Annotated in this window: 26 protein-coding genes and 1 tRNA gene; 14 read left to right on the top strand and 13 right to left on the bottom strand. The window is 64.7% G+C overall.

Annotated elements, in window-relative coordinates; all coding sequences use genetic code 11:
• Positions 1 to 131 precede the first annotated feature (131 nt).
• Positions 132 to 569 (bottom strand): Lrp/AsnC family transcriptional regulator, encoded by a 438-nt coding sequence (locus AC3FLX_RS06810; protein WP_488695030.1) that lies wholly within the window; start codon positions 567 to 569, stop codon positions 132 to 134.
• Between the two features lie 121 nt (positions 570 to 690).
• On the opposite strand from AC3FLX_RS06810, the gene AC3FLX_RS06805 reads away from it, so the two are divergent.
• The 4 genes from AC3FLX_RS06805 to AC3FLX_RS06790 all read left to right on the top strand — a co-directional run bounded on the left by AC3FLX_RS06805 (position 691) and on the right by AC3FLX_RS06790 (position 3,515).
• Positions 691 to 1,596 carry a DMT family transporter gene (locus AC3FLX_RS06805; RefSeq protein WP_488695028.1) on the top strand — a complete coding sequence of 302 codons (906 nt, stop codon included), beginning with the start codon at positions 691 to 693 and terminating at the stop codon, positions 1,594 to 1,596.
• Between the two features lie 46 nt (positions 1,597 to 1,642).
• Positions 1,643 to 2,890, top strand: coding sequence for a serine hydrolase domain-containing protein (locus tag AC3FLX_RS06800; RefSeq protein ID WP_488695026.1), 1,248 nt, complete (start codon positions 1,643 to 1,645; stop codon positions 2,888 to 2,890).
• Positions 2,891 to 2,979: 89 nt separating this feature from the next.
• Positions 2,980 to 3,270 carry a hypothetical protein gene (locus tag AC3FLX_RS06795; RefSeq protein ID WP_488695024.1) on the top strand — a complete coding sequence of 97 codons (291 nt, stop codon included), beginning with the start codon at positions 2,980 to 2,982 and terminating at the stop codon, positions 3,268 to 3,270.
• 65 nt (positions 3,271 to 3,335) lie between these two features.
• Complete coding sequence (locus AC3FLX_RS06790) at positions 3,336 to 3,515, top strand: hypothetical protein (RefSeq protein ID WP_488695023.1); 180 nt, start codon at positions 3,336 to 3,338, stop codon at positions 3,513 to 3,515.
• Between the two features lie 12 nt (positions 3,516 to 3,527).
• On the opposite strand, the gene AC3FLX_RS06785 is transcribed toward AC3FLX_RS06790, so the two are convergent.
• Both AC3FLX_RS06785 and AC3FLX_RS06780 read right to left on the bottom strand, forming a co-directional pair.
• On the bottom strand, positions 3,528 to 4,283 hold the full coding sequence (locus AC3FLX_RS06785; RefSeq protein ID WP_488695593.1) for an HAD family hydrolase: 756 nt from the start codon (positions 4,281 to 4,283) through the stop codon (positions 3,528 to 3,530).
• Between the two features lie 145 nt (positions 4,284 to 4,428).
• On the bottom strand, positions 4,429 to 5,109 hold the full coding sequence (locus AC3FLX_RS06780; RefSeq protein ID WP_488695021.1) for a Crp/Fnr family transcriptional regulator: 681 nt from the start codon (positions 5,107 to 5,109) through the stop codon (positions 4,429 to 4,431).
• Between the two features lie 235 nt (positions 5,110 to 5,344).
• Here AC3FLX_RS06780 and AC3FLX_RS06775 point away from each other — a divergent pair, with 235 nt between their 5' ends.
• Positions 5,345 to 6,982, top strand: a complete 1,638-nt coding sequence (locus AC3FLX_RS06775; protein WP_488695019.1) for an acyl-CoA synthetase — start codon at positions 5,345 to 5,347, stop codon at positions 6,980 to 6,982.
• Between the two features lie 14 nt (positions 6,983 to 6,996).
• Here AC3FLX_RS06775 and AC3FLX_RS06770 read toward each other — a convergent pair whose 3' ends face one another.
• Positions 6,997 to 7,878 carry a c-type cytochrome gene (locus AC3FLX_RS06770; RefSeq protein ID WP_488695017.1) on the bottom strand — a complete coding sequence of 294 codons (882 nt, stop codon included), beginning with the start codon at positions 7,876 to 7,878 and terminating at the stop codon, positions 6,997 to 6,999.
• 154 nt (positions 7,879 to 8,032) lie between these two features.
• Positions 8,033 to 9,604, bottom strand: coding sequence for a methyl-accepting chemotaxis protein (locus AC3FLX_RS06765; protein WP_488695015.1), 1,572 nt, complete (start codon positions 9,602 to 9,604; stop codon positions 8,033 to 8,035).
• A gap of 170 nt (positions 9,605 to 9,774) precedes the next feature.
• Here AC3FLX_RS06765 and AC3FLX_RS06760 point away from each other — a divergent pair, with 170 nt between their 5' ends.
• The 5 genes from AC3FLX_RS06760 to AC3FLX_RS06740 all read left to right on the top strand — a co-directional run bounded on the left by AC3FLX_RS06760 (position 9,775) and on the right by AC3FLX_RS06740 (position 12,533).
• Positions 9,775 to 10,647 (top strand): MipA/OmpV family protein, encoded by an 873-nt coding sequence (locus tag AC3FLX_RS06760; RefSeq protein ID WP_488695014.1) that lies wholly within the window; start codon positions 9,775 to 9,777, stop codon positions 10,645 to 10,647.
• Between the two features lie 186 nt (positions 10,648 to 10,833).
• Entirely contained in the window at positions 10,834 to 11,532 is a 699-nt protein-coding gene (locus AC3FLX_RS06755; protein WP_488693076.1) for a hydrolase, read from the top strand.
• Between the two features lie 207 nt (positions 11,533 to 11,739).
• A tRNA-Val gene (locus tag AC3FLX_RS06750) sits at positions 11,740 to 11,816 on the top strand.
• 78 nt (positions 11,817 to 11,894) lie between these two features.
• Entirely contained in the window at positions 11,895 to 12,224 is a 330-nt protein-coding gene (locus tag AC3FLX_RS06745; RefSeq protein WP_488695013.1) for a DUF2322 family protein, read from the top strand.
• 90 nt (positions 12,225 to 12,314) lie between these two features.
• Entirely contained in the window at positions 12,315 to 12,533 is a 219-nt protein-coding gene (locus AC3FLX_RS06740; protein ID WP_488695011.1) for a CDGSH iron-sulfur domain-containing protein, read from the top strand.
• 69 nt (positions 12,534 to 12,602) lie between these two features.
• Here AC3FLX_RS06740 and AC3FLX_RS06735 read toward each other — a convergent pair whose 3' ends face one another.
• Positions 12,603 to 14,267, bottom strand: coding sequence for a cation acetate symporter (locus tag AC3FLX_RS06735; protein WP_488695009.1), 1,665 nt, complete (start codon positions 14,265 to 14,267; stop codon positions 12,603 to 12,605).
• Positions 14,264 to 14,569 (bottom strand): DUF485 domain-containing protein, encoded by a 306-nt coding sequence (locus AC3FLX_RS06730; protein ID WP_488695007.1) that lies wholly within the window; start codon positions 14,567 to 14,569, stop codon positions 14,264 to 14,266. The genes AC3FLX_RS06735 and AC3FLX_RS06730 overlap by 4 nt, the downstream gene beginning before the upstream one ends.
• Positions 14,570 to 14,802: 233 nt before the next feature.
• Here AC3FLX_RS06730 and AC3FLX_RS06725 point away from each other — a divergent pair, with 233 nt between their 5' ends.
• Positions 14,803 to 15,360: an RrF2 family transcriptional regulator gene (locus AC3FLX_RS06725; protein ID WP_488695006.1), complete on the top strand. Its 558-nt coding sequence runs from the start codon at positions 14,803 to 14,805 to the stop codon at positions 15,358 to 15,360.
• 80 nt (positions 15,361 to 15,440) lie between these two features.
• On the opposite strand, the gene AC3FLX_RS06720 is transcribed toward AC3FLX_RS06725, so the two are convergent.
• Positions 15,441 to 16,652: an NAD(P)/FAD-dependent oxidoreductase gene (locus AC3FLX_RS06720; RefSeq protein WP_488695004.1), complete on the bottom strand. Its 1,212-nt coding sequence runs from the start codon at positions 16,650 to 16,652 to the stop codon at positions 15,441 to 15,443.
• 256 nt (positions 16,653 to 16,908) lie between these two features.
• Between AC3FLX_RS06720 and AC3FLX_RS06715 the strand changes: the two genes are divergently transcribed.
• Positions 16,909 to 17,151 carry a hypothetical protein gene (locus tag AC3FLX_RS06715; RefSeq protein WP_488695003.1) on the top strand — a complete coding sequence of 81 codons (243 nt, stop codon included), beginning with the start codon at positions 16,909 to 16,911 and terminating at the stop codon, positions 17,149 to 17,151.
• A 66-nt stretch (positions 17,152 to 17,217) separates the two neighbouring features.
• Here AC3FLX_RS06715 and AC3FLX_RS06710 read toward each other — a convergent pair whose 3' ends face one another.
• From AC3FLX_RS06710 to AC3FLX_RS06700, 3 genes are all read right to left on the bottom strand, one after another.
• Positions 17,218 to 17,511, bottom strand: a complete 294-nt coding sequence (locus tag AC3FLX_RS06710; RefSeq protein ID WP_488695001.1) for a GYD domain-containing protein — start codon at positions 17,509 to 17,511, stop codon at positions 17,218 to 17,220.
• A gap of 277 nt (positions 17,512 to 17,788) precedes the next feature.
• The gene (locus tag AC3FLX_RS06705) at positions 17,789 to 18,118 is read right to left on the bottom strand and encodes a hypothetical protein (protein WP_488695000.1); all 330 of its coding nucleotides are present in this window, start codon (positions 18,116 to 18,118) and stop codon (positions 17,789 to 17,791) included.
• A gap of 232 nt (positions 18,119 to 18,350) precedes the next feature.
• Entirely contained in the window at positions 18,351 to 18,755 is a 405-nt protein-coding gene (locus tag AC3FLX_RS06700) for a hypothetical protein (RefSeq protein ID WP_488694998.1), read from the bottom strand.
• A 238-nt stretch (positions 18,756 to 18,993) separates the two neighbouring features.
• On the opposite strand from AC3FLX_RS06700, the gene AC3FLX_RS06695 reads away from it, so the two are divergent.
• On the top strand, positions 18,994 to 20,328 hold the full coding sequence (locus AC3FLX_RS06695; RefSeq protein WP_488694996.1) for a tetratricopeptide repeat protein: 1,335 nt from the start codon (positions 18,994 to 18,996) through the stop codon (positions 20,326 to 20,328).
• A gap of 33 nt (positions 20,329 to 20,361) precedes the next feature.
• Here AC3FLX_RS06695 and AC3FLX_RS06690 read toward each other — a convergent pair whose 3' ends face one another.
• Positions 20,362 to 21,183, bottom strand: coding sequence for a class I SAM-dependent methyltransferase (locus AC3FLX_RS06690; protein ID WP_488694994.1), 822 nt, complete (start codon positions 21,181 to 21,183; stop codon positions 20,362 to 20,364).
• A 314-nt stretch (positions 21,184 to 21,497) separates the two neighbouring features.
• Positions 21,498 to 22,223 carry a GntR family transcriptional regulator gene (locus AC3FLX_RS06685; protein WP_488694993.1) on the bottom strand — a complete coding sequence of 242 codons (726 nt, stop codon included), beginning with the start codon at positions 22,221 to 22,223 and terminating at the stop codon, positions 21,498 to 21,500.
• Between the two features lie 194 nt (positions 22,224 to 22,417).
• Here AC3FLX_RS06685 and AC3FLX_RS06680 point away from each other — a divergent pair, with 194 nt between their 5' ends.
• Positions 22,418 to 23,716, top strand: a complete 1,299-nt coding sequence (locus AC3FLX_RS06680) for an MFS transporter (protein ID WP_488694991.1) — start codon at positions 22,418 to 22,420, stop codon at positions 23,714 to 23,716.
• The last annotated feature ends 7 nt before the right edge of the window (positions 23,717 to 23,723 follow it).

The raw sequence follows: 23,723 nt of genomic DNA, 5'->3' as shown, positions 1-23,723 counted from the left end.
ACGCAAACGCAGCGGCCCACTGGGGGATCGACAGGGCCAGGACAAACCCGTGCGGGCGGCCTTTTGAGCCGGGCGCCGGGCAAAACGCGACATTATCCCACAGCCCCGCCCTTTTTCTTGCCGCCCCCAGGCTACAGCGGCGGCAGGCGCCGCTTGACCGGCTGGGACTTGACGATGGCCGAACTGGTCTCGGCCATCTCGGTGATCTGTTCGAGGATATGGTCCAGATGCTCGATCGACCGCAGGTAGAGCCGCCCGATAAAGCAGTCGTCCCCGGTGACCTTGTCGCATTCGGCGAACTCCGGAATGCCCTCGATCAGTTTCTGAACCGCCTGGAGCTTGCCGGGCAACGGCTTGATGCGGACGATGGCCTGCATCGAAAAGCCCAGCGTGCGTGGCTCCACGTCGACCGTGAAGCCCCGGATCACGCCGCGGTCCTCCAGCCGGCGCAATCGTTCGGACGCGCCGGGCGACGAAAGGCCCACCTGCTCCGCCAGCGCTTTCACGGGCATGCGGCCATCCTGCTGCAACAGGGCCAGCATGCGGCGATCGATATCATCGAGCGACATAAGGTATTTCCACGGTTTTACCTGACAAATAACGGAAAGAGGCACCGTTCACCTGCATTTACGACTGTGGATTGTAGGGCGCAGCCGTTAAACTGCAACCCTCGTTTGCTGGAGACAGGCCGTGGAAGACAGAACGCGGGGCATGCTGGAGATGGTGGCGGCGATGGTGATCTCGGGCACCATCGGCTGGCTGGTGGTGATATCCGGGCGACCGGTCACGCAGGTCGTGTTCTGGCGTTGCGCGTTTGGCGCGCTGGTGCTGATTCCGGTCTGCCTGGCGCGCGGCTACCTGCGGCCGGGCCACATTACCGTGCGCCAAGCGCTGCTGGCCGTGGCCGGCGGGGTGGCCATCGTTGCCAACTGGCTGCTGCTGTTCTCGGCCTACGAGGGGGCATCGATCTCGATCGCCACGGCCGTGTACAACACGCAGCCGTTCATGCTCGTCGCGCTGGGCGCGCTGTTCCTGGGCGAGCGCATCACGGCCGCCAAGGTGGCGTGGCTGCTGCTGGCATTCGCCGGCATGCTGCTGATCGTGCAGGGCAAGCCCGGCGGCGGCGCGGCGCACGGCAACTACCTGGCCGGCATCGGGCTGGCGCTGGGCGCGGCGTTCTTCTACGCGCTGGCGGCGCTGATCGCCAAGCAGCTCAAGGGCGTGGCGCCGCACCTGATCGCCATGATCCATGTGCTGGTCGGCAGCGTCATGCTGCTGCCGCTGGCCCTGCGCGCCGACCTGCCCAGCGGCGCCCTGCCCTGGGGCACGCTGGCAACGATGGGCGTGGTGCACACCGGACTGATGTACATCCTGTTGTATGGCGCCATCCAGAAGTTGCCCACGCACCTGACAGGCGCACTGTCGTTCATTTATCCTATCGTGGCCATTCTGGTGGACCGGCTTGCATTCGGACATCAGCTGCATCTGTCGCAAGTCGGCGGGGCGGCGCTGATCCTGCTGGCCGCCGCCGGCATGACGTTGGGATGGCCCTGGCGCAATCTGCTGCCGTGGGGGGCGCGCAAGCCCTCTGCGTGAACCGCTGCCCGGGGCCTCCACTTCCATCAGGCAAGGAGGCACGGATATGCAGGACACGCAGGGGATGTCCCGTGAACGGCTGGACCGGATCGGACGTTTCATCGACGACACCTACGTCAGCACGGGCAAGCTGCCTGGCGCGCTGGTCCAGGTATGGCGGCGCGGCGAGCTGGCGCTGAACGCGGTGCTGGGCCAGGCCGACCGCGAACGGCAGGTGCCGCTGGCCGAGGATTCCATCTTCCGCATCTATTCGATGACCAAGCCGATCACGTCGGTAGCCATCATGATGCTGGTGGAGGAATGCCGGATCGCCCTTGACGACCCGGTCAGCAAGTACATCCCCGCGTGGGAAAACCTCGGCGTGTTCACCGGCGGCTTCATGGAGAGCTTTCTGACTCGCCCGCCCGCGCGGCCGATGCTGGTGGTAGACCTGCTGCGCCATACGTCGGGGCTGACCTATGGTTTCCAGCAGAACAGCAATGTCGACGCGGCCTACCGCAAGATCAAGATCGGCGAGCTGACCACCGAAGGCACGCTCGACGAAATGATCGAGAAGCTGGCCAAGCTGCCGCTGGAATTCTCGCCCGGCGAGGCCTGGAACTACTCGCTCGCTACCGATGTGCTGGGCTATCTGGTGGGCAAGATCAGCGGCATGCCGTTCGACACCTTCCTGCAGCAGCGGATCTTCGATCCGCTCGGCATGGTCGACACCGGGTTTCATGTGCCCGAGCACAAGGCCGGCCGGTTCTGCGCGTGCTACGCCGTCGGCGCGCTCGGCTCCAAGGTCATCACGCCGCGCGGCCCGATGCTGCACGATGATCCGCAAACCAGTCCTTATCTGAAACCGCCTGGATTTCTGTCGGGCGGCGGCGGGCTGGTATCCACGGCCGCCGACTACATGCGCTTTGCGCGCATGCTGCTGGGCGGCGGCGAGCTCGATGGCGTAAGGCTGCTGGGGCCGAAGACCCTGGCGCTGATGACCGCCAATCACCTGCCGGGCGGCGTGGACATTCCGCGCCTGTCGCGCTCGATGTTCAGCGAGGCCACCTACGACGGCGTGGGCTTCGGACTTGGTTTTGCCACCACCATCTCACCGGCCAGCACGCTGATTCCCGGCAGCGCGGGCGATATGTTCTGGGGTGGCGCGGCCAGCACGTTCTTCTGGGTCGATCCGCAGGAGGATCTGATTGGTCTGTTCCTGACGCAGCTGTTGCCGTCGTCCGCGTATCCAGTGCGGCGGCAGTTACGCACGCTGGTCTATAGCGCGATCACGCAAACCGGCGCGGCGCGGTGAAGGTCGCCCTCTTCCGCACGCGGATGAGGGCAACCGGACAACGCAGTAGAATGCCCACAAGCCAACACCAATCCGGATACGACTGCCCCATGAAGCTCCGCACGACGATCCTCGCGTTTTCGGTGGCCGCCACGGCCATCATCAGCCCCCTGGCGCACGCCAGCGTAGCGTCCGACGCACATGCCTTCAAGGAAGGCGTCAAGGAAGCCGGCAAAAAAACCGGCCACGCAGTGGCGGATGTCGCACGCACGATCGGCCACGGCGCCAAGGAAGCTGGCCGCACGATTGGTCACGGGGCACGAGATGCCGGCCACGCGGTGGCCGACACCACCAAGCGCGGCTACCACGCGACGAAAGACGCCATCAAGGGCGACGACTAAGCGTTTTCGCGCGGCATCGCCGCACATGCGTACAATGCGCGGCTCAACCAATTGGGAAGCTGTCCGTGAAGAAAACCGACCTCGAAAAAAACAAGGGCCTCAAGATCAACAACAGCTTGAAGCAGGCCGGCGCCAATCGGGCGGGTGCGCTGCCGAAGTCGCAGCGCCAGCAGGCGGCAGGCAAGACCGGCCTGCTCGGCAAGCTGCTCGGCAAGGCCGTGCCGCCTGAGAAGGCGGGCGACTAAGTCAGGCCAGGATCAGGCCGCCGCCGCGGGCATCGCCCGCGCCACTGGGCAGGACGGATCAATTGCGCGGCACAACGCATACAGATCGCGCACCACCAGATGCGGCGCCTGGCTGCTCCGCGCCCACCGCGCGGCGGACGCATCGTCCGAGCGCACCAGCCACGCGGCCTGGAGTCCCGCCGCGATTGCTCCCGCCACATCGAGATCCGCATCGTCGCCCACGTGCAGCATCCGCGCGGGATGACACCCTGCCGCCTGCGCCGCCGCGTGGAAGATCGCCGCATCGGGCTTGGCGCAACCGGCGCTCTCCGGATTCAACGCCGCGCAAAAGAAATGATGACCGCCCGTCACCTGCAGACTGGCGTTGCCATTGGACACCGCCACCAGCGGAAACCGGGCGCTGAGCCATTCCAGCGCGGGAAATGCATCCTCAAAGAAGTCCACGCGCTGGCGCGCCGCAAAGAACACGTCGTAGGCGGTCTGCGCCAGCAGCGGGTCTTCACCCGACAGCTCCAGCGCCAGGCGGATCGATCCAAGCCGCAGTTCGCGCAGGTTCAGGCTGTGCGACAGATCGGGCCGCGAGGCTTCGAATCGCGTACGCAGCTCGCCCAGCACCTGCGGTGAGGTCAGCAGGCCCGACGTGCGCGGCGCCTGCGCAAGCAGCCAGTCATGCAATGTCTGCTCGGCCCGCACTACGGCGGGGCCAAAGGGCCACAGGGTGTCGTCGAGATCGAGGGAAATAGCTGCGATGCTGGCCAGCGGATGCATGAGGAAGTCGTACGGGATGGGGAATCCGTGCAATTTTCCAGTATCCACACGCGCGGCGCAACGTCACGGCCACGCGCGGCGCGGCCATCGCGCGGCGATTGCGCGGATGTGCGGGCGGATGTGCGGGCGGATACGTGGCGCCGGACTAAAGCTCCGACATGCCGAACCGGCGCAGCGCCTCCAGATCCGCGACACGTATGGTCTGGTAGGACAAGCCAACCATGCCCTCGGCTTCGAGCCGCCGCAGGGCCTGATTCACGCGTTGCCGCGACAGGCCGGTCAGCAGCCCGATTTCTTCCTGCGATAGCTCCAGCACCGCGCTGGTCTTCGGATACAACGCTGGATGAAACAGCTGCGCGATGGCCTGCGCCACGCGCGCGTCGGCACCTAGCAGACGATCGTTCTGGACCATCGCGATGAACTGGCCCATGCGCTCGTTGAGCTGCCGCACCACATAGCCGGCAAATGGCAGACTGTCCGCGAGCAGGGTGTTGAAGACCGGCTCGGCCACCAGCAGCACGCGCGATTCACGGATGGCGATCACATCGTACCGCCGGACTTCGCGCTTGATGACACTTCCCTCCCCGCACCACCCGCCGGCCGGCACGCCGCAGAACGTGCAGCCTCGCCCATCCGGCGTATAGACGGCCAGTTTGATCAGGCCCGCATCGACGCCAATCCAGTGCTGCGAATACTCGCCCCGCCGCGCGATATAGCTGTCGGGTGCGAACGTGCGCACGACGGTGCCGGACGCCGCCAGCGCCTGGTGCTGCGGCGCCAGCGCGCGATACCAGTCGTGTTCTACGAGCACTGCGTGGGCGTTCATGAGGTGCGTAACGAGAGGGGTGGCGAGAGGGGTAAAGGCGAGACGAAATACGTGGCGAATGGCGTACGGAAACTGACGTGAAACTTACGCCGGGCACGGCAAGTACACCGCGATGTCCCGATTGCGGCAGCTCTGTCGTCCAGACGACAGAGTATGTCCGCGGCCCAATGATAGCGTGACCATGACAACACACCTCGAATCCACAAGGATCGGACCCATACAGGAGACACGCATCATGCCGACCGACTACGACACCGGGCTGACCCGCAACGCCGCCAACTTCGTACCGCTGACGCCGCTCGATTTCATTGCCCGCGCCGCCGAAGTCTACGGCCACCGCACTGCCATCGTGCACGGCACGGTGCGCCAGAACTGGCGCGATACGTATGCGCGCTGCCGCCGTTTGGCCAGTGCGCTGGCACGCGCGGGCGTTGGCAAGGGCGACACCGTCGCCGCATTGCTGCCCAATACGCCGGCGATGATCGAAGCTCATTTCGGCGTGCCGATGGCTGGCGCCGTGCTCAACGCGCTCAATATCCGCCTGGACGCGGCCAACCTGGTTTTCATGCTGCGTCATGGCGAGGCCCGTGTGCTGCTGGCCGACACCGAGTTTGCCGATGTGGCACGCCAGCTCGCGCGCGAGGTCAGCGGGCTCAAGGTCATCGCCGTGCACGACGTGCTCGGCCCCGTGCCCGACGCGCCGTTCGGCGACACCGACTACGAAGCGTTCCTGGCTGGTGGCGATCCCGAATACGACTGGCAAATGCCCGCCGACGAATGGGATGCCATCGCGCTGAACTACACGTCCGGCACCACGGGCGATCCCAAGGGCGTGGTCTACCACCACCGTGGCGCCGCGATGAACGCGGTGTCCAACATCCTCGAATGGGACATGCCCAAGCATCCGGTCTACCTGTGGACGCTGCCGCTGTTCCACTGCAACGGCTGGTGCTTTGCCTGGACCGTGGCCGCCCGTGCCGGCGTGAACGTCTGCCTGCGCAAGTTCGACCCCAAACTCGTTTTCGACCTGATGCGCGCGGAAGGCGTGACGCACTACTGCGCCGCGCCAATCGTCCACACCGCGCTGGTCAGCGCGCCCGCCGCGTGGCGCGAGGGCCTGCGCGGGCCGGTGCGCGGCATGGTGGCCGGTGCCCCGCCCCCGGCCGCCGTGCTGGCCCAGATGGAGCAGATGGGCTTCGACCTGTCTCACGTCTATGGACTGACCGAGGTCTATGGCCCCGCCGCCGCGTGCGCGGAACAGGACGACTGGCAGACCTTGTCGATGGAGGAACGGGCCGTGCTGAAGGCGCGCCAGGGCGTGCGCTATCACCTGCAGTCGGGTGTCGCGGTGCTCGACCCCGACACGATGCAACCGGTGCCACGCGACGGCGAGACCATCGGCGAGATCATGTTCCGCGGCAATATCTGCATGAAGGGCTACCTGAAGAACGACCGCGCCACGCGCGATGCGTTTGCCGGCGGCTGGTTTCACACCGGCGACCTGGGCGTGTGCATGCCCGACGGCTATATCAAGATCAAGGACCGCAGCAAGGACATCATCATCTCGGGCGGCGAGAACATTTCGAGCGTCGAAGTGGAAGACGCGATCTATCGCCATCCGGCCGTGATGGCCGCCGCCGTGGTGGCGCAGCCCGACAGCAAGTGGGGCGAAACCCCGTGTGCGTTCGTCGAGCTAAAGGACGGCGCAACGGCCACCGCGGAAGAATTAATCGCGCACTGCCGTACGCTGCTGGCCGGCTTCAAGGTGCCGAAGGCGGTGTACTTCGGGCCGCTGCCGAAGACGTCCACCGGCAAGATCCAGAAGTTCGAACTGCGGCGCCAATTGCAGTCCGCCTCGGCGATCGACGTCTGATCCTGCCTCGCCACTCAGGGGCCGGGCGCCACCGGCGCCTCCACCTTGCGTCCCGCCATATGGTGCAGGTAGGCCAGCAAGTCCTTGAGTTCGGCATCGGATAACGTCTTCTCGTCGATCGAAGACATCTTCGATCCTGGCCACCACCGCAACGACTGGGGATTCCGGATCAGCCGGGTCAGCTTGTCGTCGCCGAGATATTCCACCGGGTTGTAGGGCACGTTCAGGTCTGGCCCCAGATTCGCGTCGCCCGCCCGGTTCATCGAGTGGCAGGAAAAACAGACCCGCTGGAAGGTGGCAAAGCCGCGCATGACCGGGCCGTCGGCCGGCTCGCCGTCGGCGGGACGGATCGCGGCAAAGCGCTCGGCGGCGGTACCGCCCAGATCGATGCGCGCGATGGACCAGGTCCACAGGCTTTCGGTAATCCTGACGGACGCATCGGCCTGCTTCGCGCCCTTTGGCACGGTCCAGATCAACCGGAACGGGCCGATGTCCTGCCCTTTCAGCTTGGGCCACGGCCTGGCGGGGTTTTCCACGGCCAGCCATGCGCGCGGGCCATCGGCACGGTCGGCCAGCAACAGGCCCAGCGGCAGGTGCGAAACATAGCCGTCGGTCGCGGCCGTGGTGGCGCTGCCATCGGACCGGGCCGGCAGGCCGGCCAGCAGTGCCGCCATCGGAATGGCCTTGAACGTCATGCGGCGCTTGTAGTTGTCATCGTCGACGGTGACATTCACCAGGCGCCGATCCTTGAGCAAGCTGTCGCGCGTCCAGGTTTTCTGCTGGGTGCCAGCGCTGATGGTCAGCGTGGCGGGCGCATCGCCCGCGTGCGCGGGGACGGCAACCAGGGCGAGGACGCAGCCGATCGCGGCAATGGTCCGGGTGAGCCAGGGAGTCATGGCGTTGTCTCCTCGTGCGGGGGTTGGGAGTGTTTTTATCGGGGTGAGCACCACAGCCGTAACCCTAAACGATCTGCGTGACACCTCGCAATTTCGCCCGCACTCGGAGGGGGGATAACGTCGAACGGTTAGCCCCCCGCCCTCACCCGCACCCTCAAGCGTACTGCGCTTCCAGCCGGAACACCGCCACCGCCGCGGCCAGCCGCTGCGCCTGCTCCTCCAGCGAGCCAGCAGCGGCGGCGGCCTGTTCCACCAGCGCCGCGTTCTGCTGCGTCACCTCATCCATCTGCGTCACGGCCACGTTGACCTGATCGATCCCGCTGCTTTGCTCCGCTGCTGCGGCGGCGATCTCGTTCATGATGCCGCTGACGCGCGCGATGGCGGTCACGATCTCGCCCATCGTCGCGCCAGACCGCTCGACCAGCCCCGCGCCCGATTCCACGCGGTTCGCGGACAGCTCGATCAGGCCCTTGATTTCCTTCGCCGCGCCGGCGCTGCGCTGTGCCAGCGACCGGACCTCCGACGCCACCACGGCAAAGCCGCGTCCTTGCTCGCCCGCGCGAGCGGCTTCCACCGCGGCATTGAGTGCAAGGATGTTGGTCTGGAACGCGATGCTCTCGATCACGCCAACGATGTCGCCAATCTTGTGCGAGTCCGCCACGATATGCTGCATGGTGTCGACGACCTGCTGCGTCAGCTCGCCGCCCTGGGCCGCCAGGCCCGAAGCCCCCGCCGCCAGCTGGCTCGCCTGCCGTGCGTTTTCAGCGGTCTGCTTCACGGTGGACGTCAGCTGTTCCATGCTCGCCGCCGTTTGCTCCAGCGAGGCCGCCTGCTCCTCGGTGCGCTGCGACAGGTCGGTGTTGCCACTGGAAATCTCGCCCACACCCGTGCCGATGGCATCGGTGCCGGCCCGCACGGTACCGACGGTATCGATCAGCGATGCCTGCATCCGCTGCAATGCCGTGGTGAGCTTGCCCATCTCGCTGCTCCTTGCCACTTCCACGCGGCCCGTGAGATCGCCGCCGGCAATGCGCTGGAATTGCGCGACGGCGGCATCCACCGGCGCCACGATCGCGCGAATCATCAGCCAACGCGCGAACAGGCCCAGCACCAGCGCACCAGCCAGGCCCACCGCCACGGCCCAGACCACCAGCCTGAAGCGTTCCTGTGCGGCGTTGTAGCGCTGCTCGCCATAGGTGACCTGGAGCTTTTCCAGCGCCAGCATGGCTTTTTCGTAGGCACTGTAGAGCGGCGGCAGCTTGTGCGCCTGTTGCTGCAGGAAGGTCTGCCGGTCACCCGCCTTGAGCGCGGCCAAGGCAGGTTCCACGCCTTCGCTTAGAAACTTCGCACGCTTGTCCTGCATGTCCTTGACCAGGCGCTGCTTCTCTTCGTCGCCGTTGCCGGTGACTGCAAGATAGTGGTCGACGCGTTCGTTCGCATTCTTCAGGTACTGGTCAAATCGCTTGAGCACCGCGTTGGCGCCCTCCTGATCGTTCAGCTCGGAAAGCGAGGCATATGTGGCAAGCGCCAGCCGCAGGCGCAGCAACTGGCTGGCGCTGCCCTCTAGATCGGCCACGGCGGGCGTGTCGACGGTATAGGTCTGCTTGAGCGCCTCGTTGCCGGCGTGAATGGAATAGAGTCCCACGGCGGCGCCAATAACCAGCGCCAGCCCAAAGAACGCGATCAGCAGGCTCAGCGAGCCTCGGATCGACGGGTGCTTCATCATTTCATGTCTCCGTTCGGAACGGCGCGGATCATTGCCCACTGCTCTCATGATGGTCTGTCGCCTGCCTGCGCCGCTGGTTATCAGACTGACCTATTTCGGTTGACGGACGCACGGAAAGAAACTTGAGCCGGCCCGGCCGTCCGATCCACTTAACGCGCGCTGCGAAAAGAGTGAATTCCATTCGCCGCGAAGGCGCCGCACACTCGCCGGCTGAATCTGTCGACATCTGGCCCGCCATGCTCGCGTTCCGCATCCATGTTCCAGCGCTGCTTTTCGTCGCCGTGGCCAGTGGCGCCAGTGCCTCCCCCATCGACCTGCCCGGCATGATTCCCAACATGGTGGGCGGCGGCATCGGCTCCACCACCCAGTACGCGGGCGGCAACGAACGCACGCTTGGCGTGCTGCCGGGGCTGCGCTACACGACGGAAGGCGGCAAGCTGCTGGAGTGGTATGGGCCGTATGCGCAGTTCAACTTCGGCGGCCTGACCGGCTGGCAGTACGGACCCGCCGTCCAGCTGCGCCTGGGCCGGAACAACGTCGACGATCCGGTGGTGGCCCGCATCCACGAAATCGACACGACGGTCGAGGCCGGCGGGTTCTTCGGCTATGAATACATCGCCCCAGGCGCCATTCCGTACCGCCTGCGGGGCAGTATCAACGTCGTGACCAACGCGGGCATCCAGTACGGCGGTGTGCGCGTCGCGGCCAACGGCAGTTTCTGGATGCCCGCAAGCCGGCGCATCTTCCTGGGCATCGGCCTTGGCGCCACCTGGGTCAGCAGCAGCTTCAACCAGACCTATTTCGGGGTCACCCCGGCCGACAGCGCCGCCAGCGGCCTGCCGGTCTACAGCCCCGGCGGCGGACTCGAACAGTACACAGGCTGGCTGGCCGCCATCTATCAGATCGACAAGCACTGGTTCGCGGGCGCGCTGGTGTACATGCAGCGCATTACGGGGGACGCCGCGGACAGCCCCATCGTGAGCCAGCGTGGGACGCGCAACCAGATCACGTATGGCGCCGGGATCGCCTACGCGTGGAAATAGGGGCGAACCGCTTAATTCAATTATTTTGAATAACTATGACAGCGATAGCCGACTTTCTCCGGGAAGGCGACCGCTATAGTTCTGCACATGGACAGCGCAGCAACGCAGCGAAGCAAACGAAGCGAAGCAGACGCCGCCCTGAATAACCTCAAACTTATTGAATCATTTTTTATACCGGAGAGCACCATGTCGAACGCCAAACTGCAAGTCCTGACCCCGCGCAACAGCCAACTGATCATCATCGACCATCAGCCCCAGATGGCCTTCGGCGTGCAGTCGATGGACCGCCAGACCATGAAGAACAATGTCGTGGGCCTGGCCAAGGCAGCGAAGATCTTCGACGTGCCCACCACCATCACCACCGTGGAAAGCGATTCGTTCTCCGGCTACACCTACCCCGAACTGCTCGACGTCTTCCCGGGCAAGGAAACGCTGGAACGTACCTCGATGAACTCCTGGGACGATCAGAAGGTGCGCGACTCGCTGGCCGCCAACGGCCGCAAGAAGATCGTCGTGGCCGGCCTGTGGACCGAAGTCTGCAACACCACGTTCGCACTGAGCGCCATGCTCGAAGGCGATTACGAGATCTACATGGTGGCCGACGCCTCCGGCGGCACCACCAAGGAAGCGCACGACTACGCCATGCAGCGCATGATCCAGGCCGGCGTGGTGCCGGTGACCTGGCAGCAGGTACTGCTGGAATGGCAACGTGACTGGAAGAACAAGGAAACGTACGACGCCGTGACGGGTCTGGCCAAGGAACACTCGGGCGCCTACGGCATGGGCATCGACTACGCCTACACGATGGTCCACAAGGCCGCGCAGCGCACCGCGACACCGCATGCGTCGATCGCTCCGGTGCATGCGCCGGTGATCGAGCACTGATCGCGGCACGCCAGCACAGTCCCAGGGGAGAACCGCATCATGAATACCCGTCAACGCGTGGCAAGCGGCACCCTTCTGCTGGGATGCTGGCTGGCTGTCAGCATGTCGAGTGCCGCCGCCGCGGCGCTCGTGGCGCGGACGCTGACGTTCTGACACAAGAAAGGCTTGCACTTTGCGAAACTCGTCTATAGAATTCGCGCCTTCGCTAGGCTCGTAGCTCAGCTGGTTAGAGCACCACCTTGACATGGTGGGGGTCGTTGGTTCGAGTCCAATCGAGCCTACCAACGCACAAACGCAAAACGGACGGTCGCCATTCCTGGCACCGTCCGTTTTTGCTTTCGGTGATTTCAAGGAGCGCTTCCATGATCCAGACGAGCCAGGTATTCAAGGACAACCTCGCCCAGTTGCCCGCCATCGACGGCATCGCACGCATCGACCTGCTCGATACCCAGGGCACGGTCGTGGCGAGCATCGAAAACGTGCAAGGCAAGCAAGGCTCGCTCGCCGTGTACAACTACCTGCAGCAGACCTTCGGCACGCTCGACGCCAAGGCCGCCGAACACGGCCTGGCCGTTTTTGCGGAACACACGGCCGATGCCCGCAACCGTCCGGGCGCGCACCCGAACGTCGACCGCCTGCTCGCCATCGTGGCGGGTGGCGACGCCCTGCGGGTCCAGGTCACCAAAGCCTGAGGCGCTGCCGCTCCGCACGGAACGGAGTAGAGTGACCAAGGGAATCGGGCCCGCCCGGATGACTGGGCCCCGCGTTCACTTGGAGGGGACATGGACGAAGCCACCATCGTCACCGTAACCGTGCAGGACAACGGCCCGTTGCGCATCAAGGGGCCTGTCAGGATCGTGACCCCGTCCGGTGCGGCGTTCACATTCGAAGGCGATCAGGTCTGGTTGTGCCGATGCGGACACTCGGACACCAAGCCCTTCTGCGACGGCTCGCACAAGCGCAAGGGGTTCTCCAGCATCCCGCAGCCTCCTCAGCCCTGACGGCGGCGTCTGACACGCCCAAAGAAAAAGCGGCCCCTCGGGGCCGCTTTCTTTTGCCTCAACGCCGGATCAGTGCGCGGTTGCCTCACCCGCGCCAATACCGGTTTCCGAACGCAGTTCCTGCGCTTCGAACCCGGCCTTGTCCAGCAGGGCACGCCTCGACTTGTCGGTCACCGAGAACAGCCAGATGCCGACGAAACCGATCGTCATCGAGAACAGCGCTGGCGACGTGTAGGGGAACGGCGCGCTCTTGAAGTGGAACACATCCACCCACACCGCTTGCGACAGCACCGTCAGGATCACGGCGGAGATCAGGCCCAGGAAGCCGCCGATCATCGCACCGCGCGTGGTGCAGCCCTTCCACAGCACCGACAGGAACAGCACCGGGAAGTTGGCCGACGCTGCTACCGCGAATGCCAGCGAGACCATGAACGCGATGTTCTGCTTCTCGAACACGATGCCGAGCACCACGGCAACGATGCCGAGCACGACGGTCGTCATCTTCGATACGCGCAGCTCCATCGCACTCGTTGCCTTGCCGTGCTTGAAGACGGTCTGGTACAGGTCATGCGACACCGCCGACGCACCGGCCAGCGTCAGGCCTGCCACGACCGCCAGGATCGTCGCGAAAGCCACCGCCGAGATAAACCCGAGGAACACGTTGCCGCCCACTGCGCTGGCCAGGTGCACGGCCGCCATGTTGACGCCGCCCAGCAACTTGCCACTGCCGTCCTGGAAGCTGGCGTTGGTACCGACCAGCACGATCGCGCCGAAGCCGATGATGAACGTGAGAATGTAGAAATACCCGATCCACGTGGTGGCCCAGAACACCGACTTGCGCGCCTCCTTGGCGTTGGGCACCGTGAAGAAGCGCATCAGGATGTGCGGCAGGCCGGCAGTGCCGAACATCAGCGCGATGCCGAACGAGATGGCCGAGATCGGGTCCTTGATGAAGTTGCCCGGACTCATGATCGAGTCCTTCTTGGCGTGCACCTCGACGGCCTTGGCGAACAGTTCCTCGGGACTGAAGTGATACTGGGCCAGCACCATGAACGCCATGAACGAAGCACCGCCCAGCAGCAGGCACGCCTTGATGATCTGCACCCAAGTGGTTGCCGTCATGCCGCCGAACAGCACATAAATCATCATCAGCGCGCCGACGATGACCACGGCCACCCAGTATTCAAGCCCGAACAGCAGCTTGATCAGCTGTCCCGCGCCCACCATCTGCGCGATCAGGTAGAACGCCACCACCACTAGCGTTCCCGATGCGGCAAACGCGCGGATCGGTGCCTGCTTGAAGCGGTACGCGGCCACATCCGCGAACGTGAAGCGGCCAAGGTTGCGCAGCCGCTCCGCCAGCAGGAACGTGATGATGGGCCAGCCCACCAGGAAGCCGATCGAATAGATCAGTCCGTCGTAGCCGCTGGTGTAGACCGCGGCCGAGATGCCCAGGAACGACGCCGCCGACATGAAATCGCCCGCGATGGCCAGACCATTCTGGAAACCGGTGATGCCCCCGCCCGTATAGAACGTCGCCGCGGACTTGGTCTTCTTGGCCGCCCACTTGGTGATGAACAGGGTGCCGATGACGAACACCACGAACATGCCGATGGCCGTCCAGTTGGTCGGCTGCTTGACGGCCTGGCCCATGTCGCCGCCCGCCGCGAACGCGGTGGCGGACAGCAGCAGCGCCGCGCAGGCGGCGGCTACGGATACGTGACGGGAATTCATGCCACCTCCTGCTTGATCCGGTCGGTCAGATCGTCATACACGCGGTTGGCATGACGCACATAGAGGCCGGTGATGATCACGGTAAAGAGAATCACGAACAGGCCGATTGGCATGCCCCACGTCATCACGCCCTGACCAACCCGAGTGGCCAGCAGTTCCTTGTCGAACGCAATCAGCAGCACGTAGCCGTAGTAGACCACCAGCATCACGGCCGTCAGCAGCCACCCCAGCCTGCCACGCCGGCGCACCAGCTCGCGATACTGGCGGCTGGCCTTCAGTTTTTCGATCAGATCGTCTTGCATCGTTGTCTCCTGCATATCTTTGCATTGACCATGCGTGTGCCGCGCATGGCATGGCTACAAGGTAATGCGCGCCGCTTACCCGGTTCTTACACGGCGGCAACAACGATGCGGGGGTAAACGCCTAGCTTATGCGCCGCATGGGCTTGGCACGCCACTGTCGCGGCTTGCAGGCCGGCCCGGTTTTGTATAGGCTATCAACTACGATTCATAGCATCCTAGTTAGCGAGTTCATCATGTCGTTTATCAGCACCGGGGTCGAATACGGACTGCACTGCCTGCTGTACCTGAGCCGATCCCATGCGGCCGTCGAAGAAGCCAGCGTGCGTGACCTGGCGGAACTGCAGGGCATCCCCGTCGATTACGTGGCCAAGCTGTTTACCAAACTGGCCAAGGCCGATCTGGTAGTGGCCACCGAAGGCGTGCGGGGTGGCTTCCGGTTGGCTCGCGCGGCCGAGCGCATCTCGGTACACGATGTGGTCGTGGCCATCGATGGCGACAAGCCGCTGTTCGACTGCCGCGAAATCCGCAGCCGCTGCGCAGTGTTCGACGATGCACCGCCGACCTGGGCCACGCGCGGCGTGTGCTCGATCCACGCCGTCATGCAATCGGCGGAAAAAGCCATGCGCGCCGAACTGAAGCAGCAGACCCTGGCGGACCTGGCACAGCGCACCATCGACAAGGCGCCAGCCAGCTACGGACCGCAGGTCGTGCACTGGCTGACGGATCGCGCGGCCAACAGGCGCGGCGAGAAAGAGGAAGCGGCACCGGCCAAGGTGCGCAAGCGCGGCTGATTCCTGCCGATTTTTCCAGCACAAAAAAAAGGGGCGATCGATGTGATCGCCCCTTCTTCATTACGCTTCCGGAAACGGCATTACGCCACGACGATCCGAAGCGGGTCCGCCGATGCAAGCGCCTCCGCGCGGTCCGCGCTGGGCGGGTAGATCCATTCCGTATTGATCTTCGTCTTCAGTGCCTTGGCTTCTGCACCGACCAGCTTCACCTGACGGTCCCAGCCTTCGGTGTAGACCGCGCCCCACGGGCCGAGGTCAAGGCAGGTCACATATTTCGGCTGGCTGTACGCAATCTGAGCCTGACCGAGCAGGTCGGCCGCCACATTATGGCCGGCCGAGCGGCCCAGGTTCATCGCATGCTGGCATGACATCATCGCGAAGTTGCCGGCGTCATCCACAGCGGCATAAGCGACGTCGCCCGTGGCATAGACGGAGTCCACGCCCTTGACGCGCAGGTGGCTGTCCACGTGCAGACGGCCAAAGTTGTCGCGTTCGGCGGGAATCTGCGCGGTCAGCGCGCTGGCTCGCGCGCCGGCGGTCCACACTACCGTGGCGGCATCGATGCGCTCGCCACTTTCCAGCGTGACGCCATCGGCGTCCACGGTGGCAACACCCGAGCCGAGCTTCCACGTCACGCCCAGTTCGGTCAGCGCCTGCGTGATAACGGGGCGCGGGCCCGCGCCGAGATCGGGGCCGATTTCGCTATTGCGCTCGACCACGATCACGCGCACATCGGCGCCCTCGCCCAGTACCTCACGCAGGCGGGCAGGCATTTCCGCCGCCGTTTCGATGCCGGTGAAGCCGCCTCCCGCCACCACCACGGTATTGCGCGCGACGCTGGCCGGGCGCTTTGCCAGGCTTTCGAGATGCTCTTCCAGCCGTGCCGCATCGGCAATCTGGTCGACGTTGAATGCATGCGCATCCAGCCCCGGAATCTGCGGCCGGAACAAGCGGCTGCCGGCCGCCAGCACCAGGCGGTCATAGGCGATCGTCTGATGCGAAGTGTCGGCGCCCACGCCCTGCACTTCCACCTTCCGCCCCTCTACATCGATCCGCTCCACCATGCCGCGGATGAACTTCACGCCCACGGCGCGGAAGATTTCCTGCAACGGCGCCTTCATGCCAGCCGGGTTCTGCTCGTAGAGACGCGGCCGCACATGCAGCTCAGGCTCCGGCGCCACCAGAGCGATCTCCACATCGGTGCGCCCCACCTGATCCAGCAACCGCGCCGAAGCCAGCGCGCTCCACATGCCGGCAAAGCCAGCGCCAATCACAAGAATTCGTTTCGACATCTTCAGACTCCTGGGTCAATCCCTCGTTGGTTCCACGGCGTTCGACTGCCGATTGCGGCGGCAAGGCTGTACCTGCCGCTGCCCAATCACCAGCCTAACTACGATTCTATGAGTCGTAGTTTGAAACGTGCAAGGTTTTTTTCAATGACCCGTCATCGCGTCGGGGAATTCCGACTTCAGCTTGCGCATTTCTCCGCCCATGTCCTAAGCTTACTCCGACTCTACGAGTCGTAGTTTAAAGATCAAGGAGAGCATCATGAAGCAGGTGAACTGGATTGGTATCTTGAGTGCGGCAGCCGTGCTGGCTGCCGGTATCGCCGCATGGGCGGCTGGCAATGAGAGTGCGCGCGTGGTGGATTCCACGACGCCGTCCCTGGTGGCGGGGCGTGACCTTACCGGGGTCTCGGCGCCGCCGGGGCTGACCAACTCCGCCGGGGACGAGGGCGATGCCAGCAAGGCATCGGGGCCGCCGCGCAAGTCGGTCCGCTCGATGGCATGACGGGCTGGCGTGACGGGCAGCCATGCGCAACCCGCGGGTAGGCGCACTGGCTGCCTGGCTCGCGGATCAGCGCATCTTGCCGATAACCGCCTTCATTTCGTCTTCGGTGAAGGCCCGCAGTGTTTGCGTATGAACATTGCCCTGCGCACCGATGGTCAGACCAAAGGCCGTGACGGCCGCGTCGTCCGGTCCTTCGAGCGTCAGGATCACGTCGTATTTGCCTAGCGTCCAGAACACATCGGTCACCTTCACGCCGAACTGCGGCGCCATTTCACGAACGGCCGCGGCGCGCTTTGTGGTGTCCTTGACACTGCGTATGCCCTGGTCTGTAAAGCTTGCGAGTACGATGTATCGAGTCATGGTGAACCTCCGACAGGTAGAGAATCGGACGCCGTCCGGATATTGCGGACGGTGGCTCGTGGCTTCTGAGCGGTACCGGACAGGCGTCTGTGCGCGCCAGGCCTGACGAAGAGGAGCGATTTCGCGCGCGTGTCGCGGCGGCTTCGCTCGGGAGCATGGGCAAACGCATGCCGATGCAATTTGTGCGCCACTGGCGGTGGCAGGCCGACTGACGGCACGTGGCCGCATCCGCACGTGCGGATTTCGTGCGCAGTGGTTGCAGGGTTGAAACGTCGGGCTAGGTCCTCGCGGGACCGGGACACGCCTTGAGCCCGATCCAGACCACGCCGATCACGATGTTCACCGGCACACTCAACGCGCCGGGGACGTAGAAAATGGCGGACAGCGCCGGAGCGCGCATCAGCACCTCCACCGCGCCCCCCATTCCATACAGCAGCAAGCCGCACCAGAGCCAGCGCCGCATATAGGTCAGCAGCCAGTGCGCGCGCGACTGGTTGAAACGCCAGGCTGCCGCCCGCGCCATCAGGTCACCGCGACTGACATCCTTGAACAGCCAGTCGAAGAAAAAGTAGCGATACAGCAGAGTGCGAAAGGCAAGCTCTTGCATGGCGGTTCCTAGTCGCGCAAAGACCATGCCCGCGGCGCCTGGGCGCGCCGGGACTTCAATCACTGTAGCCGTTGGCGCGACGCCAGGTAACTATTTCGCGGTCGCCTGGTAAGGGCGCATCGTCACCGTTGTGCAGGAAAGAGCGCTCTCGCCGCGCGCGCGTGGCGTTTCCACGCGCGGCGCGTTCAACGCGATGCGCCGCACAGCATTAGTGCAGCGCATGCGCGAACGCTCAGGCGCCGTCGAGGAAGCGGTTGCGCTGGCCCAGGCGCGTGCCGAGCGCATCGGGCGGCAGGCTCATGCTGGCGGGGTCCACCGCTGTCGCGGACATCGGCGCGGGGGCTACGGTCGCGGCGCCGGGTGCCGGCGGCACTCCCATCTGCACGGTCTCCATCGAACCTTTCGCGTAGGGATTGGCGGCAGCGGGTTGCTGCGCCACGTCGACGGGTGCCGTCGGCGCGGCAGGTGCGGCATAGCCTGAGGGAGCGGCCTGCGCTGGCTGCATGGCGGGCGCGGCCTGCGTGGCGGGCATCGGCTGGGCCTGTTGCTGGACGGGGGCCATCTGCTGCGCAAGCAGCGGATACGACGCGACCAGCGCGCCAGCCATCAACAGGGATTTCGCCAGATGTTGCTTCATTCGATTACCTCCTGAAAAGCCCACAAATTTGGGAACGGCCACTGTAGCGTCGGGGCATCTGACAATGTGTTCCGTTTTGCAACTGTCATTTACGAGGCTTGCGGTCGACATCCATGCACGGTATGTGCGCGCGCGTGCGCCGCACGAGACCTGGGACTATGGTCCCGTTGCGGCCGCCTTACCGCCAGCTACGATGGTGGCTGACGATCCGGCGATGTGCGCCGGTGCGGAGGCAGTCATGGCCAGAACGGATTCCCGAGGACTCGCGGTATCGACGCCGCATGCGCGCTCGATCGAGCACTATGAAGCGGCACTGCACCTGTTGAATGGCTACTATGGCGACCCGCTTGCCGCCATCGACGCCGCACTCGACAGCGACCCCGGCTTTGTGATGGGCCATGCATTGCGCGCGGGTCTGATGGTGACCTCCGGCGATGGCACCGTGGAGCCGCTGCTACGGCACAGCGTGGAAGCCGGCGAAGCGCGGCATGCACAGTCGAACGACCGCGAGCGCCGTCACATCGCCGCGGCACGTGCATGGCTGGACGGACAGTTCGACCGCGCCGTGCGCATGTACGGCGACATCGTGATCGAATATCCGCGCGACCTCCTGGCGATACAGGTGGCCCATATCGGCGACTTCTTGCTGGGCCAGTCATCGATGCTGCGCGACCGCATCGCGCACGCGCTGCCGCATTGGGACAGCAGCATGCCGGGCTTCGGCTACATGCTGGGCATGCAAGCCTTTGGCCTGGAGGAAATGCAGATGTATGGCCGCGCGGAGGAAACCGGACGCCGGGCCGTGGCGCGCAATCCACGTGACCCCTGGGCCGTGCATGCGGTAGCGCACGTGATGGAAATGCAGGGCAGATTGTCGGACGGCATTGCCTGGCTCGACGCCCATCGCGCGGACTGGTCCGAAGACAACATGCTGGCGGTGCACAACTGGTGGCACCTGGCGCTGTTCCAGCTCGAAGAAGACCGCGTCGACGATGTCCTCTCACTCTATGACGACCACATCAACCGGCCCGCGCCGGCCGTCGCGCTCGATCTGGTCGACGCTTCCGCGCTGCTGTGGCGCCTGCACCTGCGTGGCGTCGACGTGGGCAACCGCTGGCAGGCCGTGGCCGATGACTGGCTGGGCCGAGGTGCCGCTGGCTACTACGCGTTCAATGATGTGCACGCCATCATGGCGAGTCTTGGCGCCGGCAGGCCCGAGGCCGCCCTGGAAATGCGCGCCGCGCTGCGGCATGCGGCGCAGGGCAGCACGACCAACGCGATGATGTCGCGCGACGTGGGCCTGCCGGCGGCCGATGCGTTGATTGCGTTCGCACAGGGCGACTACGCAGCCACCATCGACCTGCTGCTCCCGATCCGCCTGATCGCGCACCGCTTTGGCGGCAGCCATGCACAGCGCGATGTCCTGAGCCTGACACTGATCGAAGCGGCGTTGCGTGCGGGCCGCTCCAGCCTGGCCCAGGCACTGACGGCCGAGCGGGCCGCGCTCAAGCCGATGAACCCAGGGCTGCAGACGCTGGTGCGGCGCGCCGACGCGTGCCGCACCACGCACTAGCGCACAGTCACGAGCGCCGCGCTCGTCCCTGAATCAGGGCCGTTTCACTGTCACCCGCAGGAACGTGGCGGGAATGGAAGTGGCGTCGGGCTTGCCGCTCTGGTTCTGTGCGCTGAACAGTGCTTCCAGTTCCCGCTGCAAGTCAGCCTGGCGTCCATTCGCTTCGGCCGCGGCGAATGCGTTCATGGTTGGGCCGTAGTAGTCGCGGAAGATCGCCAGGAAATCCGAAGGGGCGCCGGCATACTGGAAGACATAGGTCTCCCTGGCAAAGCCGATATTTTCCGGCGGCACGCCCGCTGCGCCAAATCGCTCGGTCACGGCCGCCTCGTTGCCCCACAGCATGGGACTGATGAACCCTTCCGGCGGCGGTGGCGAATAGGACATGCTGATCTTCAGCACCTGGGCGACGAGCGTCGGATCATTCGGAATCCAGTTACCCATCACAATGCGCCCGCCCGGCTTTGTCACGCGCACCATCTCCTTGGCCACGTCACCGGGCTTAGGGGCGAACATGGCGCCGAACATGCTCACGACGAGATCGAATGACTGGTCGGACAGGCCGGTCAGCGCGCAGGCATCCCCTTCCTGAAAACGGAGATTGCCAAGGCCGGCTTCCTGCGCGCGCCGGTTGCCGGCGGCCACCAGATTGCTGGCGATATCGACACCCAGGACCTCAGCCCCACGTTTTGCCTCCGGCAATGCGGTAGTACCGTCGCCGCAGCCCAGGTCCAGCACCCGCATGCCTGGGGTGATGCCGAGGCTTTCCGCGAACTTGTCTCCACTTTCGCGCATGGTTGCCGCCAGTCGTGTGAAATCGCCCTTCTCCCACAGCGCCTTGTTCGGATTCGGATTCATCTGTCGCCCCCTTGATGCCCTGTTGTTGAGTTTTTGTCGACGCGAACAGCACGCCGCACCGTCCCCGGATTCTGGTTTTTTAGAACATGGGGCTATCAATGGGAAGCAAAGGATCGCAAGCGTGGCTCGCAGGCATCCGCAAGGATGAGATCCGCCACGGAATCGGACTCGTCAGAAAAGCAAAAAGGCGGCACCTGCGTGGCAGGCCCGCCTTCAATACCAGCGTCGTGGAAACCAGGGATCGTCGTGACGCGGCGTGGCACCGCGATGGAGAACGCAGGCCGCCTGGATCGCGCGACGGCCCCGGTACGGCCCTACCTGCCCCGCCGCGCGTTGGCCACGCGTGCCGCCGGTTCCGCGAGCGTCTGCTCCACCACGCGCAGCACTTCCTTTGCGGTGTTCTCGGAGTGGTCGCGCAGGATACCCGCCAGGCGCGGCCGGCCCGGCTCGCGCAGGGCGGTCATGATGGATTCGTGTTCTTCGTGCGATTCCTGCCAGCGCAGCATGTCGGCGTTGGCCGCGCCGCGCGCGCGGTGGACCTTGCTCATGAGCGTGGCATAGATGCCCGACAGCACCGCGTTGCCGGCGCTATCGATGATGAGCTGGTGAATTTCCTGGTTGATGCGGAAGTAGTCGGTGCGTTTGCCGGCCTCGTGGGCGTCGATCATCGCCTGATGCTTGCGCTCGATCCTTGCCAGCGCCGCGTCATTGAGCCGCTGCGCCACCAGTTCGCCCGCGTGAGCCTCCAGGCCATGCAGCGTTTCAAAGGTTTCGCGCAGTTCGCCCAGGTCCAGCGGCGCCACGCGATAACCGATGTACTGCCGATGCAATACCAGCCCTTCGGCCACCAGCACCTTGAGCGCTTCTCGCAATGGCGTCTTGGATACGTCGAACGCATCGCAGAACGCTTTCTCGTCGATGCGCACCCCCGGCGGGAGTTCGCCCTCCTGGATCATCGTGCGCAGACGCGCCGCGATCTCGGCGGACATGCCGAGTGTGCGGAGGCGGGCGGTTTTGGGGAGCGCTTGTGTCACGGACATCACCAGAATAGGGAATCTGCACCAGCCCGAAGACTATCACACCGAATTGGTGCTTACCCTATGACTATATTAATCAATAACTTAGCAGCGTTGTAATTACAGATTACGTATCCTATACTGCGTCCAGTTGCGCGACACCTCAAACAGAAACCGCCTCGAAAACGCAGCACCAAGGAGCTAAGGAGACCCCCGTCATGCCATCCACAAGTCAGGCCGCAACGATAACGGCCACGCGCAGCAGCGTCCGCTGGAAGATTTTCCTGATGATGCTCTTTCTCATCGCCATCAACTACATCGACCGCGCGTCGCTGTCGGTGGCGATGCCGCTGATCGCCAAGGAGTTCGACCTGAGCCCCACCATGCAGGGCCTGATCCTCAGTTCGTTCTTCTGGACCTACGCTCTGATGCAGGTGCCGGGCGGCATGCTGGCCGACAAGTACAAGCCACGCATCGTGATTGCCTGCGCCACCGTGTTCTGGGGCGCCTTCCAGGCGATGGCCGCCGTGTGCACCTCCGCCACGACGCTGCTGCTGACCCGCCTGGGCCTGGGCGCCGCCGAAGCGCCGATCTACCCGGCCGGCGGCAAGCTGAACGCCATCTGGATGACGCAGAACGAGCGCGGCCGCGGTGCCACGCTGCTCGACGGTGGCGCCCCGCTTGGCGCAGCGCTGGGCGCGATCATCATCACCTGGCTGATCTCCGCGCTGGGTTCGTGGCGGCTGGCCTTCGTCGTGGCCGGTGTCGGCACCGTCATCGCCGGTATCGTGGCGTGGTGGTACATCCGCAATTCGCCGCGCGAACACGCCGGTGTCAATGACATCGAAGCACGCTACATCGAGGAAGCCCAGGCCAACGAGCATCGCGCCGAACCCGCCAACCTGTCGGGCCGCTCACTCGACTTCTTCAAGTACCGCTCGGTCTGGTGCATGGCCATCGGCTGGATGTGCTTCAACACCGTGTTCTACGGCCTGCTGACCTGGATGCCGAACTACCTGAACAAGGTGCATGGCTTCGACATCAAGGCGATGGGCGGCGCAAGCTTCATCATCTTCTTCTGCGGATTTATTGGCGAACTGATCGGCGGCTGGATTGCCGACAAGTGGAAGGAAGCCGGCGGACGTCCCAACGTCGTCATGCGCACGCTGTTCGGTATCGCCGCCGTGGTGGCAACGATCTCGATCTTCTCCGTCGCCTACGTGACGAACCCCGTGGTAGTCGTGGCACTGCTGTCGTCCACGCTGTTCTTCCTGCGCTGGTGCGGCCTGTTCTGGTGCATTCCGTCGATCCTGGGCACCCGCAACAAGGTCGGTTTCCTGGGCGGCGTGATGAACCTGGGCGGCAATATCGGCGGCATCAGCGTGCCGATCATCGTCGGCATGATCGTGCAGTTCACCGGTTCGTACTTCCTGGCACTGATGTTCTTTGCCGCTGCCGGCGTGGGCCTTCTGCTCGCCTCCACGGCCATCGACTACGAAAAGAAGCTCCCGGTCTGAGCGCCGG

Source organism: Cupriavidus sp. 291-E7 (genome assembly GCF_057798835.1).
The sequence above is the reverse complement of the archived record's forward strand: the minus strand, read 5'-3'. Positions and strand labels throughout refer to the sequence as shown.